The sequence below is a fragment of the Streptomyces aurantiaciflavus genome (assembly GCF_049808595.1).
In the GTDB taxonomy this organism is placed as follows: Bacteria; Actinomycetota; Actinomycetes; order Streptomycetales; family Streptomycetaceae; genus Streptomyces.
In genome coordinates, this window is record NZ_JBNCAQ010000041.1 from 32,659 (window position 1) to 47,274 (window position 14,616).

Consider the following 14,616-nt stretch of genomic DNA (forward strand, 5'->3'; position numbering starts at 1 on the left):
ACGGAAACACCAGGTCAACGCGTTACCTGACGCTGCGAAGAATGGCGCAACACTTCCGCAACACCACTATCCCTACCGGATGAGTATGGTTCCGGCCATGCCGCCCAACGACCGCATCCGAGAGCACGCCGGCCAAGGCGCGACCACCGTCGCCGCCCACCGCGCGCGGCGCCGGCTGCGTGCCGACCAGGCGCGGCAGCTCGCCGACCTGCTCCGCCGCCAGCTGCTGAGCGGCGGTTTCCCGGCCGGCACGCTCCCTCACGAGTCGACCCTCGCCACCGAGTACGCGGCCTCCCGCAACACCGTGCGGCAGGCCCTCGACCTGCTGCGCGCCGAAGGCCTCGTCGAACGCCTCCCCGGCGTCGGCACGGTCGTCGTCGCCGAGAAGTACCCGCACGGTCTCGACCGTCTGATGGGCCTCGCGGAAACTCTGCGCGAGCACGGCCGCGTCACCAACGAGGTCCGCACGATGGGCCCCGTCCCCGCACCCGCCCCGGTCGCCGACCGGCTCCAGGTCGCCTCCGGCGCCGATGTCCTCTACATCGAACGTCTGCGCCGCCTCAACGGCCTCCCCCTCTCCCTCGACCTGACCTACATCCCGCTCGACATCGGCACCGCCCTGCTCGGCGCCGACCTGGAGAACACCGATGTCTTCCGTCTCCTGGAGGCCACCACCCGCCAGCGTCTCGGCCACGCCGAGATCACGCTGGAGGCGGTGAACGCGGACGCCAACTCCGCGGCCGTACTGGAGGCCCCGCGCGGTGCCGCCGTACTGATGCTGGAACGGCTCACCCACCTCGCCGACGGCCGCCCGGTCGACCTGGAGTTCATCCGCTTCCGCGGCGACCGCATCTCCATGAGCGGCCTGCTGCACCGCTCCGTCTGACCACCTCCTCTCACCTCTTCATCGTTCGGCAGACCCTCTTCGGTTCACTGCTGCGCAGGAAATCTCTGGAGACAGCCATGCCCTTGGCGCCCCAGCGGGCCGATGTGCCCGTGACCATCGACGAGTCGAAGTGCATCGACGGCTGCACGCTCTGTGTGGACATGTGCCCGCTGGACTCCCTCGCCATCGACGAGAGCAACGGCAAGGCCTACATGCACGTCGACGAGTGCTGGTACTGCGGCCCGTGCGCTGCCCGCTGTCCCACCGGAGCCGTCACGGTCAACATGCCCTATCTGCTCCGCTGAGAGGCCCGAACTCCCATGAAACGCACGGCAGTCGCACTCGCCGCATCCACTCTGCTGCTCCCCCTGTCCGCCTGCGGCGGCAGCGCCGAGGCGGGCAGCGGTTCCACGGTCACCGTCACCGTGGGCTACCAGTCCAAGACGATCAACACGGTCACGGCCGGAACCCTGCTGCGCTCCCTCGGCTCTTTCGAGAAGCAGCTCAACGCCCTGGGCGACGGCCACACCTACAAGGTCGACTGGCAGGACTTCGCCACCGGCGCCCCGATCACCGCGCAGATGACCGCCGGGAAGATCGACATCGGCTCGATGGGTGACTTCCCACTGCTCATCAACGCGGCCCGCGGCAAGCAGCTCGGCCGCCCCACCCACCTGGTCTCCATCACCGGCTACAACCTCAAGGGCGGCCTGAACACCGTCGTGGTCGCGCCGGACTCCAAGCTCGCCTCGCTGAAGGACCTCACGGGCAAGAAGGTCTCCACGAGCGTGGGCTCCGCCGCCGACGGCACGCTGGTGCGGGCCCTGCAGCGGGCCGGCATCGACCCGGAGAAGGGCATCGAGAAGCTGAACCAGCAGCCCGCGGTGGGCGCCTCGGCCCTCACGGCGGGCAGCGCGGACGCGCTCTCCCAGTTCGTCGCCTGGCCCGGCCTGCTCGCCTACCAGGGCAAGGCGAAGGCGCTGTACGACGGCGCCCAGCTGGACCTGCCGACGTTCCACGGCGTCACCGCCCGCGAGGACTTCGCCAAGCAGCGCCCTGCCGTGCTCAAGGCGTTCCTCAAGGCGCAGGCGGAGGCGACGAACTACCTGAACGCCCATCCGGTGGACGCCGCCGAGAAGGTCGCGAAGGCCACCGGCCTGCCCGCCGAGGTCGTCTACCTCTACAACGGCGCCCACGGCATCTCCACCTTCGACCCGGCCGTCAAGCCGCAACTCGTCTCCGCCCTCGAGCAGGACGTGTCGGTCCTGAAGGCGGCCGAGCTCACCGGCGACATCGACGTGGACTCCTTCGTCGACGACCAGTACGTCAAGAAGGCCCTCGGCGCCGCCTACGCCAAGCAGCTCGCCGCCGCCCCGCCCGCCGCCGCGAGCGAGGTGTGGCCCAAGGGCGCGACCGAGACCAAGAGCTTCGCCTCCCCCGCCGAGCTCCTCACCTACGTCGCCCGGCACAAGGACGGCATCCGCGCCGCCTACGTCCCCGACGCCACCACCGGCACCCTCTGGTTCGCCGACAAGGCCGTCTGGGTCGCCGACGGCACGCAGCTGCTGCCCTTCGTCACCCCCGCCACCGCCCAGTCCTACGTGGCCGGTCACGGCGGCGCCCAGGTGATCACGTACACGGACGCCCTGGGACGGGCCTCGTGAGCCGCTCCCCCCGGCGGGTGGGCCGGCTCGCGCTGCGGGCCGGCTCGCTGGCCGCCGCCCTCGGCCTGTGGCAGCTGCTGACCGCCCTCGACGTGAACCTGTGGCTGCGCTTCTCGCAGTTCCCGACGGTGACCGACGTGGCCCGGGCCTTCGCCGACCGGCTCTCCGGCCCCGACTACTGGACCGACCTCACCGACAGCCTCACCCGCATCGTGACCGGCTTCCTGCTCGCCGCCGTCCTGGGCGTGGCCACGGGCGTACTCGTGGCACGCTCGCGGCTCGCCGAGGACCTGCTCGGTCCGGTGCTGGAGGTGCTGCGCCCCATCCCTGCGATCGCCCTGGTCCCCGTGGCGATCCTCCTGTTCCCCTCCAACGAACAGGGCATCGTCTTCATCACCTTCACCGCTGCCTTCTTCCCTGTCCTGGTCTCCACCCGGCACGCGGTCCGCGCCCTCTCCCCCGTCTGGGAGGAGGCGGTGCTCACGATGGGCGCCGGCCGGTGGCGGATCCTCGGCGCGGTCGTCCTGCCGGGAGCCCTGCCCGGCATCTTCGGCGGCCTGTCGGTCGGCATCGGCGTGTCCTGGATCTGCGTGATCTCCGCCGAGATGATCTCCGGCCAGTACGGCGTCGGCTACCGCACCTGGCAGGACTACACGATCGTCAACTACCCGGGCGTGTTCGTCGGCATGGTCACCATCGGCGTGCTCGGCTGGCTCACCTCCACCGCCGTCGAACTGCTCGGCCGCCGGCTGACCCGCTGGCTCCCCCGGACGTCGTACGTCCCCGGAGCCCGGCCGAGGGCTCCTCGGGCCACCGCGCCGGTGCCGTCCGCGCCCGCCCCCGTACGCAAGGGACCCGCATCCGAGGCCGAGGAGGCACGCGATGAGCACCTCGTCTGAGACGTCCGAGCACCGCACGGCACGCGGAACCCTCGTCGACACGGACACGCGGCCGGCGTCGGAGGCGGACACGCCCACGCCTGCCCGCGGTACCCGGCTCACCTTCCGTGCCGCCACGCTCGGCCGCCCGAACGCCCCGGCCCTGGCCGACGTCGGCCTCGACATCGCCCCCGGCGAGATCCTCACCGTCGTGGGCCCGTCGGGCTGCGGCAAGTCGACACTGCTGCGCACGCTGGCCGGTCTGCTGCCCGCCCTCGCCGGAGCCGTGGAGCAGGACGGCCACCGGATCACCGGCCCGGCGGCGGACCGCGCGCTGGTCTTCCAGGACGACGCACTCCTGCCCTGGCGCACCCTGCGCGCCAACGTCGAACTGCCCCTCGCCATCCAGGGGGTGGCGCGCGCGGAGCGCAGGAAGCAGGCCGAGTCCTGGCTCGACCGCGTCGGCCTCGCCGACCGGGCCCGGCAGTTGCCGCACCGCGTCTCCGGCGGGCAGCGCCAGCGCGCCCAACTGGCCCGTGCCCTGGCCGGCCGTCCGCGGGCCGTCCTCATGGACGAGCCGTTCGGCGCGCTGGACGCGCAGACCCGTGCCGGCATGCAGGACCTGCTCGTGGAGGTCCTGCGGGGCACGGGCGCGACCGTCGTCTTCGTCACCCATGACGTCGACGAGGCCCTCTTCCTCGGCGACCGTGTGGCCCTGCTCGGCGCGGGCGGACTCGTCGCCGTCCGGGACGTCCCCCGCCCGCGCGACCGCGCCGCCCACGACGACCCGGCCCGCGTGGCCCTGCGCCGCGACGTCCTGACCTCGCTCGGTACCTGAAAGGCCCCCCGGTGACCACCCCCGTGCACACCCCCCTGGAGATCCAGCAGATCCCCGCGCTCGCCGACGCCGAGGAACTGACCTGCGACGTCCTGGTCATCGGCGGCGGCACCGCCGGCACCATGGCCGCCCTGACCGCCGCCGAGCACGGCGCGAACGTCCTGCTCCTGGAGAAGGCCCACGTCCGCCACTCCGGCGCCCTCGCGATGGGCATGGACGGCGTCAACAACGCGGTCATCCCCGGCCGCGCCGAGCCCGACGACTACGTCGCCGAGATCACCCGCGCCAACGACGGCATCGTCGACCAGTCCACCGTCCGCCAGACCGCGACCCGCGGCTTCGCCATGGTGCAGCGGCTGGAGTCCTACGGCGTGAAGTTCGAGAAGGACGAGCACGGCGAGTACGCGGTCCGCCAGGTGCACCGCTCCGGCTCCTATGTGCTGCCGATGCCGGAGGGCAAGGACGTCAAGAAGGTCCTCTACCGGCAGCTGCGGCGGCGCGAGATGCGGGAGAAGATCCGCATCGAGAACCGTGTGATGCCGGTACGCGTGCTGACGGCCGGCGAGGGCGCGGACCGGCGGGCCGTGGGAGCGGCGGGCTTCAACACCCGCACCGGGCGGTTCGTCACCGTCCGCGCGGGCGCGGTGATCCTGGCGACGGGCGCCTGCGGCCGCCTGGGCCTGCCCGCCTCCGGCTACCTCTACGGCACGTACGAGAACCCGACGAACGCGGGCGACGGCTACGCCATGGCCTACCACGCGGGCGCCGAGCTCACCGGCATCGAGTGCTTCCAGATCAACCCGCTGATCAAAGACTACAACGGCCCGGCCTGCGCCTACGTCGCCAACCCCTTCGGCGGCTACCAGGTCAACCGGCACGGCGAACGCTTCGTCGACTCCGACTACTGGTCCGGCCAGATGATGGCCGAGTTCGCCGCGGAGGTGGCCAGCGACCGCGGCCCGGTCTACCTGAAGCTGAGCCATCTCCCGGAGGAGTCGATCTCGGCGCTGGAGTCGATCCTGCACTCCACCGAGCGCCCCACCCGTGGCACCTTCCACTCCGGCCGCGGCCACGACTACCGCACCCATGACGTCGAGATGCACATCTCCGAGATCGGCCTGTGCGGCGGCCACTCCGCCTCGGGGGTACGGGTCGACGACCACGCCCGTACGACCGTCCCCCGCCTGTACGCGGCCGGCGACCTCGCCTGCGTCCCGCACAACTACATGATCGGCGCGTTCGTCTTCGGTGAGCTGGCCGGCGCGGACGCGGCCCAGTACGCGCCCTACGACGGGGAGCTGCCGGCCGAGCAGCTGCGCGAAGCGCACGAGCTGGTCTACCGGCCGCTGCGCAACCCGGACGGCCCGCCGCAGACCCAGGTGGAGTACAAGTTGCGCCGCTTCGTCAACGACTACGTGGCGCCGCCGAAGTCGGGCGCGCGTCTCTCGCTCGCCCTGGAGGCGTTCGAGCGGATGCACGAGGACATCGCCGCGATGGGTGCCCGCACCCCGCACGAGCTGATGCGCTGCGCCGAGGTCACCTTCATCCGCGACTGCGCGGAGATGGCCGCGCGTGCCTCCCTGGCCCGCACGGAGTCCCGCTGGGGTCTCTATCACGACCGCCTCGACCACCCGCACCGCGACGACGCGTCCTGGTTCCACCATCTCGATCTCCACAAGTCCCCCTCTGGTGCGATGGAGTTCACGGCCCGTCCCGTGGCTCCCTATCTGGTTCCGGTCGACGAGTTCACCCCGGTCGGCGGCCCGTCCCGGCATCTCGGCGAGGTCCACGCCGAGGACGTGGCCACGGCCGGCTCGCGGGACGTGGCGCCGGTGGCCGCGGGCCCGACGTCCGCCCGGGGCGCCGAGTCCGTGGACCGCGGCGGCCCGCAGGGGGCGGCCTCGCCCCGGCTCCTCGAACTGCTGGCGCTGGCCGAGGAGGAGCCCGAACTCGCGGCGCTCGAGCCCTACTTGACCGACCTCGACCCCGCGGTGCGCCGCACGGCCGTCTCCGTCCTCACCGAGACGGTGCCTCCCGGCACCGGGCAGGCGCTGGCCGGTGTCCTCGGCGACCCCGACAGCGAGGTACGCGCCGCCGCGGCCGCCTCACTGCGCGAGCTGGTCGAGACGCTCCCCGCCGAGCCCGCCCTGCGCGACGCCCTCACCGGTGCGCTCGCCGAGGCCGACGCCGTGGTCCGCGCTGCCGCCCTCGACGTACTGCGCGCCCTGCGCCTGGGCGACGCCGGGCTGTTCGCCGGCTCGCTGGACGATGCGGACATCGCCGTGCGCATCGAGGCCGTGCGCGCGCTCGTCTCGGTGGACGCGGTCGAACCGCTGGCGCGTGCCGCCGACGACCCTTCCCGGGAGGTCCGCGTCACGGTGGCCAAGGCGCTGGCCGGTGTGAGCGCGGCGTCCCTCCCGCTGGAGGCCCACGACCTGCTCACCGGCACCCTCGTCCGGCTCACCGAGGACGCGGACGCCTTGGTCCGCGGCGCCGCCTACGCGGCGCTGGGCACCAGCGGCTGCCCGGCCCCGCTCGCCGACCGCGCCGTGGCCGCTCTGTCCGACGCGGCCTGGCAGGTGCGGTCGGGAGCCGCGACCGCGCTGGCCGCCGCCGATCCCGAGGTCGCCGTGCCCGCACTCGCCAAGGCCCTCGCGGACCCGAACGCCGACGTGCGCAAGGCCGCGGTCCTGGCGCTGACCCGACACCGCCACAGCGAGGACGCCCGAGCGGCCCTCGCCACGGCCACCTCGGACTCCGACGCGGACGTCAGGGCATACGCGGCCCGAGCCTTGTGAGGACGCCGCACCCGCCCGGCAGGGCGCCTCTGGGTACCGGGGTGCCCCTCTGCGCCCGGGCAGGACACCTCTGGGCGCCGGGGACCACCCGGAGCCTGGGCGGAACGCCCCCAGGTGCCGGGGAGCACCCCTTCGCCCCGATCGGCCGCTATATCCAGTCGTCCGGCTCCGGCTCCGCGTCCATCTCGGGCCAGTGGTCGTCGGCCGCGCCCGGTCCGGCTCCTCCGGTGCCCGGCTCCCCGTCGGCCGCCGGAGCCGAGCCGGGTGCCCCGCCCAGTCCGGCCAGCACCCCGATGACACCCTCCCCGTACGTCGCCAGCTTCTTCTCGCCGACCCCGCTGACCCCGCCGAGTTGCTGCACCGACGTCGGCCACACCGTGGCGATCTCCCGCAGCGTCGCGTCGTGGAAGATGACGTACGCCGGGACGCCCTGCTCGCGGGCCTGTTCGGCGCGCCAGGCCCGCAGGGCCTCGAAGGCGGGGAGCAGTTCCTCGGGCAGCTCCGCAGCTGCGGGCTTCGCCTTGCGGTCACCACGGCCGGACGAGGACGACGAGCCCGCCTTGGCGGTCACCGACCTCTTCGGCTCCTTGCGCAGCGGCACCTCCCGCTCGCGCCGCAGCACCGCCCCGCTGGCCTCCGTCAGCACCAGCGTGCCGTAGTCGCCTTCCACCGCGAGCAGCCCCTGCGCCAGCAACTGCCGTACGACACCGCGCCATTCACCCTCGGCGAGCTCTTCGCCGATGCCGAACACGGACAGCTGGTCGTGATCGAACTGGATCACCTTGGCCGTGCGCTTGCCCAGCAGGATGTCGACGATCTGCACCGCGCCGAACTTCTGCCCGCGCTCGCGCTGCAACCGCACCACCGTCGACAGCACCTTCTGCGCCGCGACCGTGCCGTCCCAGGTCTCCGGTGGCGCGAGGCAGGTGTCGCAGTTGCCGCAGCCCGCCGGATCGGGTTCCTGGCCGAAGTAGGCGAGGAGCTGTCCGCGGCGGCACCGGGCCGTCTCGCACAGCGCCAGCATGGAGTCCAGGTGCGCGGCGGCCCGCCTCCGGAACGCCTCGTCGCCCTCCCCCGACTGGATCAGCTTGCGCTGCTGTATGACGTCGTTGAGGCCGTACGCCATCCAGGCCGTCGACGGCAGCCCGTCACGCCCGGCACGGCCGGTCTCCTGGTAGTAGCCCTCGATCGATTTGGGCAGATCGAGGTGGGCGACGAACCGCACGTCCGGCTTGTCGATGCCCATGCCGAAGGCGATGGTCGCCACCACGACCAGGCCCTCCTCCCGCAGGAACCGCGCCTGGTGCGCCGCGCGTGTCCCCGCGTCCAGGCCCGCGTGGTACGGCACCGCCTCGATGCCGTTGCGGGAGAGGAACTCGGCCGTCTTCTCCACGGAGTTGCGCGAGAGGCAGTACACGATGCCCGCGTCGCCCGGGTGCTCCTCCCGCAGGAAACTCAGCAGCTGCTTCTTGGGGTCGGCCTTCGGCACGATCCGGTACTGGATGTTGGGCCGGTCGAAGCTCGCCACGAAGTGGCGGGCCGTCGGCATGTTCAGCCGCTGGGTGATCTCCTGGTGCGTCGCATGCGTGGCTGTCGCGGTGAGCGCGATCCGCGGGACGTCGGGCCAGCGCTCGCCCAGGAGGGACAAGGTGAGGTAGTCGGGGCGGAAGTCGTGGCCCCACTGGGACACGCAGTGGGCCTCGTCGATCGCGAAGACCGCGATCTTGCCGCGTGAGAGCAGGTCCAGTGTGGAGTCCAGGCGCAGCCGCTCCGGCGCCAGGTACAGCAGGTCCAGCTCGCCTGCCAGGAACTCGGCCTCGACCACACGCCGCTCGTCGAAGTCCTGCGTGGAGTTCATGAACCCGGCGCGCACGCCCAGCGCCCGCAGCGCGTCCACCTGGTCCTGCATCAGTGCGATCAGCGGGGAGACGACGATGCCCGTACCGGGCCTGACCAGGGCCGGGATCTGGTAGCACAGCGACTTGCCGCCGCCGGTCGGCATGAGGACGACCGCGTCCCCACCGGCCACCACGTGCTCGATGACCGCTTCCTGCTCGCCGCGGAAGGCCTCGTATCCGAAGACCCGGTGCAGCGTGGCCAGCGCCTCGCTCTCCGTGCCCGGCATCTCGGTGATCACTGGCATCTCCCTGGTCCCGCCCGTCGCGCCCATCGTCCCGTCCCCCGTACGTCGTCCCTCGACCACTGCCTCCACGATAGGGGCCGGGACTGACAGCGCCGGAGTTATCCACAGGCTCGTTCCGGTGACTTACGGTGACCGGTCGCATGACGACGAGGGCCCCGGCTCCTCTGGAGGAACCGGGGCCCACACGGGGCACCGCAGGTCGGTCGGGCGAGCGCCGCGGTCAGCGCACGAAGACCCCTGCCTGGCTCGCCAGGTCCAGGAAGTACTGCGGCGCCACACCCAGCACCAGCGTCACCGCCACGCCGACCCCGATCGCCGTCGTCGTCAGCGGCGACGGCACCGCGACGGTCGGGCCCTCGGGCTTGGGCTCGCTGAAGAACATCAGCACGATGACGCGGATGTAGAAGAACGCCGCGATCGCCGACGAGATCACACCGACCACGACCAGCGGCGCCGCTCCGCCCTCCGCCGCCGCCTTGAACACGGCGAACTTCCCGGCGAACCCGGAGGTCAGCGGGATGCCGGCGAAGGCCAGCAGGAACACCGCGAACACGGCCGCCACCAGCGGTGACCGCCGGCCCAGCCCCGCCCACTTGGACAGGTGGGTCGCCTCGCCGCCGGCGTCCCGCACCAGCGTCACCACCGCGAACGCGCCGATCGTCACGAACGAGTACGCGCCCAGGTAGAAGAGCACGGAGGAGACACCGTCAGGGGTGGTCGCGATGACACCCGCGAGGATGAATCCGGCGTGCGCGATGGACGAGTACGCCAGCAGTCGCTTGATGTCGGTCTGCGTGATCGCGACGATCGCACCGCCCAGCATGGTGACGATTGCGACGCCCCACATGACCGGCCGCCAGTCCCAGCGCAGGCCGGGCAGGACGACGTACAGGATCCGCAGCAGGGCGCCGAAGGCGGCCACCTTGGTCGCCGCGGCCATGAAGCCGGTGACCGGGGTCGGCGCGCCCTGGTAGACGTCCGGCGTCCACATGTGGAACGGCACCGCGCCCACCTTGAACAGCAGCCCCATGACGATCATCGCGGCGCCGACGAGCAGCAGCGCGTCGTTGCCCATGGTGTCGGCGAGCGCCGGGCTCACGTTGGTGACCGTGCCGTCGACGACCTGCGCGATCCTCGCGTACGACACCGAGCCCGCGTAGCCGTAGAGCAGGGCGATGCCGAACAGGGTGAACGCGGAGGCGAAGGCGCCGAGCAGGAAGTACTTGACCGCGGCCTCCTGCGACATGAGCCGCTTGCGGCGGGCCAGCGCGCACAGCAGGTACAGCGGCAGCGAGAAGACTTCCAGGGCGATGAAGAGGGTCAGCAGGTCGTTGGCGGACGGGAACACCAGCATGCCCGCGACGGCGAACAGCAGCAGCGGGAAGACCTCGGTGGTCGTGAACCCGGCCTTGACCGCGGCCTTCTCGCTGTCGCTGCCGGGCACGGAGGCGGCCTGCGCGGCGAAGGAGTCGACGCGGTTGCCGTGGGCCTCCGGGTCGAGCCGCCGTTCGGCGAAGGTGAACAGGCCGACCAGGGCGGCCAGCAGGATCGTGCCCTGCAGGAACAGGGCCGGTCCGTCGACGGCGATCGCGCCCATCGCCGCGATGTGTGCCTTGGTGGTGCCGTATCCGTCCGCCGCCAGCGCCACGACCGCGGCGAACGCGGCGGCCAACGCGACGACGGACACGAACAGTTGGGTGTAGTAGCGGTGCTTGCGCGGGACTAGTGCCTCGACCAACACCCCGACGACCGCCGCACCCACGACGATCAGGGTCGGCGACAATTGCGCGTATTCGATCTTCGGCGCGTCGATCTTCGAGATCGGGTCGGCCGCGGTTGTCCACAGGCTGTGGACGGCTGCTGTGCTCACTTGGCCGCCTCCACCTCGGGCTGGGGGTCCTTCTTGTGTACGTCGGACAGCGTCTGCTTGACCGCCGGGTTGACGATGTCCGTGACGGGCTTGGGGTAGACGCCCAGGAAGATCAGCAGCACGATCAGCGGGGCGACCACCACGAGCTCACGCGCGCGCAGGTCCGGCATCGCGGAGACCTCGGGCTTCACCGGGCCCGTCATCGTCCTCTGGTAGAGGACGAGGGTGTAGAGCGCGGCGAGGACGATGCCGAAGGTGGCGATGATGCCGATCGCCGGGTACCGCGCGAACGTGCCGACCAGGACGAGGAACTCGCTGACGAAGGGGGCGAGTCCGGGCAGCGACAGCGTCGCCAGGCCGCCGATCAGGAAGGTGCCGGCGAGCACCGGGGCGACCTTCTGCACACCGCCGTAGTCGGCGATGAGCCGCGAGCCGCGCCGCGAGATCAGGAAGCCGGCGACCAGCATGAGCGCGGCCGTCGAGATCCCGTGGTTGACCATGTAGAGCGTCGCGCCCGACTGGCCCTGGCTGGTCATCGCGAAGATGCCCATGATGATGAACCCGAAGTGCGAGATCGACGCGTACGCCACCAGCCGTTTGATGTCCCGCTGGCCGACGGCGAGCAGCGCCCCGTAGATGATGCTGATCAGAGCGAGGACGAGGATGGCGGGCGTCGCCCACTTCGACGCCTCCGGGAAGAGCTGGAGGCAGAAGCGGAGCATCGCGAAGGTGCCGACCTTGTCGACGACCGCCGTGATGAGGACGGCGACCGGGGCGGTGGACTCCTGCATGGCGTTGGGCAGCCAGGTGTGCAGCGGCCACAGGGGCGCCTTCACCGCGAAGGCGAAGAAGAAGCCGAGGAACAGCCAGCGTTCGGTGTTCGTCGCCATGTCGAGCGAGCCGTTGGCCCGCGCTTCGGCGATCTCCGTGAGCGAGAAGTTCCCGGCGACCACGTACAGCCCGATCACCGCGGCCAGCATGATCAGCCCGCCGACCAGGTTGTAGAGCAGGAACTTCACGGCCGCGTACGACCGTTGCGTCGACGCCGCCTCCTCGCCCTGAGCGTGCGCCCGGTCCCCGAAGCCGCCGATCAGGAAGTACATCGGGATCAGCATGGCTTCGAAGAAGATGTAGAAGAGGAAGACGTCGGTGGCCTCGAAGGAGAGGATCACCATCGCCTCGACGGCCAGGATCAGGGCGAAGAAGCCCTGCGTGGGCCGCCAGCGCTTGCTGCCGGTCTCCAGCGGGTCGGCGTCGTGCCAGCCCGCCAGGATGATGAACGGGATCAGCAGCGCCGTGAGCGCGATGAGAGCCACCGCGATCCCGTCCACGCCCAGCTCGTATCTGACCCCGAAGTCCGCGATCCAGGGCTGGGACTCGGTGAGCTGGTAGCGGGCGCCGTCCGGGTCGAAGCGGACCAGGACGACGATCGCCAGGACGAGCGTGGCGAGCGAGAAGAGCAACGCCAGGGATTTGGCGGCGTTGCGCCGCGCGGCCGGGACGGCGGCCGTGGCGACCGCCCCGATCGCCGGGAGCGCCGCCGTCGCTGTCAGCAGAGGAAAGGACATCGGTATCAGACCGCCCTCATCAGCAGGGTCGCGGCGATGAGGACCGCCGCACCGCCGAACATCGAGACCGCGTACGACCGCGCGAAGCCGTTCTGGAGCTTGCGCATGCGTCCGGAGAGGCCGCCGACCGAGGCCGCCGTGCCGTTGACGACGCCGTCGACCAGGGTGTGGTCGACGTAGACCAGGGACCGCGTGAGGTGCTCGCCGCCGCGGACCAGGACGACGTGGTTGAAGTCGTCCTGAAGCAGGTCGCGCCGGGCGGCCCGGGTGAGCAGGGACCCGCGCGGGGCGACGACGGGGACGGGGCGGCGGCCGTACTGGGCATAGGCGAGCGCCACGCCCAGGATCATGACGGCCACCGTGGACAGCGTGACCGTGAGGGCGCTGACCGGCGGGTGCCCGTGTTGGAACCCGGTGACGGGCTCCAGCCAGTGCACGAAGCGCTCGCCGATGCTGAAGAAGGCTCCGGCGAAGACCGACCCGACCGCCAGGACGATCATCGGGATCGTCATGACCTTGGGCGACTCGTGTGGGTGCGGTTCGGCGTGCTCGCCCCGGTGCTCGGCGGCGGGCTCGGCGCTCGGCGCCTGCGGGGAGCGGGTGGGCTGGTTCCTCCAGCGCTCCTCGCCGAAGAACGTCATCAGCATCACGCGCGTCATGTAGTACGCGGTGATGGCCGCGCCCAGCAGCGCGCAGCCGCCCAGGATCCAGCCCTCGGTGCCGCCCTTGGCGAAGGCCGCCTCGATGATCTTGTCCTTGGAGAAGAAGCCGGACAGACCCGGGAAGCCGATGATGGCGAGGTAGCCGAGGCCGAAGGTGACGAAGGTGATCGGCATGTACTTGCGCAGGCCGCCGTACTTGCGCATGTCGACCTCGTCGTTCATGCCGTGCATGACCGAGCCGGCGCCGAGGAACAGGCCGGCCTTGAAGAAGCCGTGCGTCACCAGGTGCATGATCGCGAAGGCGTAGCCGATGGGGCCGAGGCCCGCGGCCAGCACCATGTAGCCGATCTGCGACATGGTCGAGCCTGCCAGCGCCTTCTTGATGTCGTCCTTCGCGCAACCGACGATCGCACCGAACAGGAGCGTGACGGCACCGACGATGGTGACGACGAGCTGGGCGTCGGGCGCCGCGTTGAAGATCGCGCCCGAGCGGACGATGAGGTAGACGCCGGCGGTCACCATCGTCGCCGCGTGGATGAGGGCCGAGACCGGGGTCGGGCCCTCCATCGCGTCCCCGAGCCAGGACTGCAGCGGGACCTGGGCGGACTTGCCGCAGGCCGCGAGCAGCAGCATCAGGGCGATCGCGGTGAGCTGGCCCTCGGTCGCGTCACCGGCGAGCCCCGCCTTCTCCTGCGTGCCGAGCAGCGGGCCGAAGGCGAAGGTGCCGAAGGTGGTGAACATCAGCATGATGGCGATCGACAGGCCCATGTCGCCGACGCGGTTGACCAGGAAGGCCTTCTTCGCGGCGGTCGCGGCGCTGGGCTTGTGCTGCCAGAAGCCGATGAGCAGGTAGGAGGCGAGACCGACGCCCTCCCAGCCGACGTACAGCAGCAGGTAGTTGTCGGCGAGGACGAGCAGCAGCATCGCCGCGAGGAACAGGTTCAGGTAGCCGAAGAAGCGGCGGCGCCGCTCGTCGTGCTCCATGTACCCGACCGAGTACAGGTGGATCAGCGAGCCGACGCCCGTGATCAGCAGCACGAACGTCATCGACAGCTGGTCGACGCGGAAGGCGACGTCCGCCTGGAAGCCCTCGACGGGGATCCAGCTGAACAGGTGCTGCGTCAGTGTCCGGTCGTCGGCGTCCTTGCCGAGCAGGTCGGCGAAGAGGACGAGGCCGAGCACGAAGGAGACGGCCGCGAGGACCGTGCCGATCCAGTGGCCGACGGCGTCGAGCCGGCGACCGCCGACCAGCAGGACGGCCGCTCCGAGCAGGGGCGCCGCGATCAGCAGCGCAATCAGGTTCTCCACG

At 71.3% G+C, this 14,616-nt stretch carries 10 protein-coding genes; 6 read left to right on the plus strand and 4 right to left on the minus strand.

The features are described 5' to 3' along the window. Positions 1-97: 97 nt before the first annotated feature. From ACPT94_RS35580 to ACPT94_RS35605, 6 genes are all read left to right on the plus strand, one after another. Entirely contained in the window at positions 98-886 is a 789-nt protein-coding gene (locus ACPT94_RS35580; RefSeq protein ID WP_425247751.1) for a GntR family transcriptional regulator, read from the plus strand. Positions 887-963: 77 nt separating this feature from the next. Then, on the plus strand, positions 964-1,191 hold the full coding sequence (locus tag ACPT94_RS35585; RefSeq protein WP_010986276.1) for a 4Fe-4S dicluster domain-containing protein: 228 nt from the start codon (positions 964-966) through the stop codon (positions 1,189-1,191). Between the two features lie 15 nt (positions 1,192-1,206). Beyond that, the gene (locus ACPT94_RS35590; RefSeq protein ID WP_425247752.1) at positions 1,207-2,550 is read left to right on the plus strand and encodes an ABC transporter substrate-binding protein; all 1,344 of its coding nucleotides are present in this window, start codon (positions 1,207-1,209) and stop codon (positions 2,548-2,550) included. A gap of 17 nt (positions 2,551-2,567) precedes the next feature. After that, a complete protein-coding gene (locus ACPT94_RS35595; RefSeq protein WP_425247771.1) occupies positions 2,568-3,449 on the plus strand; it encodes an ABC transporter permease in 882 nt (293 codons plus the stop codon). Next, positions 3,433-4,266, plus strand: coding sequence for an ABC transporter ATP-binding protein (locus ACPT94_RS35600; RefSeq protein ID WP_425247753.1), 834 nt, complete (start codon positions 3,433-3,435; stop codon positions 4,264-4,266). Before ACPT94_RS35595 ends, ACPT94_RS35600 begins: the two co-directional genes overlap by 17 nt. An 11-nt stretch (positions 4,267-4,277) precedes the next feature. Beyond that, positions 4,278-7,064: a fumarate reductase/succinate dehydrogenase flavoprotein subunit gene (locus ACPT94_RS35605; protein ID WP_425247755.1), complete on the plus strand. Its 2,787-nt coding sequence runs from the start codon at positions 4,278-4,280 to the stop codon at positions 7,062-7,064. A gap of 148 nt (positions 7,065-7,212) precedes the next feature. Here the strand turns inward: ACPT94_RS35605 and recQ are convergent, their stop codons facing one another. From recQ to nuoL, 4 genes are all read right to left on the minus strand, one after another. Further along, complete coding sequence (gene recQ / locus ACPT94_RS35610) at positions 7,213-9,234, minus strand: DNA helicase RecQ (RefSeq protein WP_425247772.1); 2,022 nt, start codon at positions 9,232-9,234, stop codon at positions 7,213-7,215. A gap of 193 nt (positions 9,235-9,427) precedes the next feature. Further along, complete coding sequence (gene nuoN / locus ACPT94_RS35615) at positions 9,428-11,077, minus strand: NADH-quinone oxidoreductase subunit NuoN (protein WP_360338568.1); 1,650 nt, start codon at positions 11,075-11,077, stop codon at positions 9,428-9,430. Beyond that, on the minus strand, positions 11,074-12,645 hold the full coding sequence (locus tag ACPT94_RS35620; protein ID WP_360338565.1) for an NADH-quinone oxidoreductase subunit M: 1,572 nt from the start codon (positions 12,643-12,645) through the stop codon (positions 11,074-11,076). The genes nuoN and ACPT94_RS35620 overlap by 4 nt, the downstream gene beginning before the upstream one ends. A 5-nt stretch (positions 12,646-12,650) precedes the next feature. Continuing rightward, the gene (nuoL, locus tag ACPT94_RS35625; protein WP_425247756.1) at positions 12,651-14,615 is read right to left on the minus strand and encodes an NADH-quinone oxidoreductase subunit L; all 1,965 of its coding nucleotides are present in this window, start codon (positions 14,613-14,615) and stop codon (positions 12,651-12,653) included. Position 14,616: the final 1 nt, after the last annotated feature.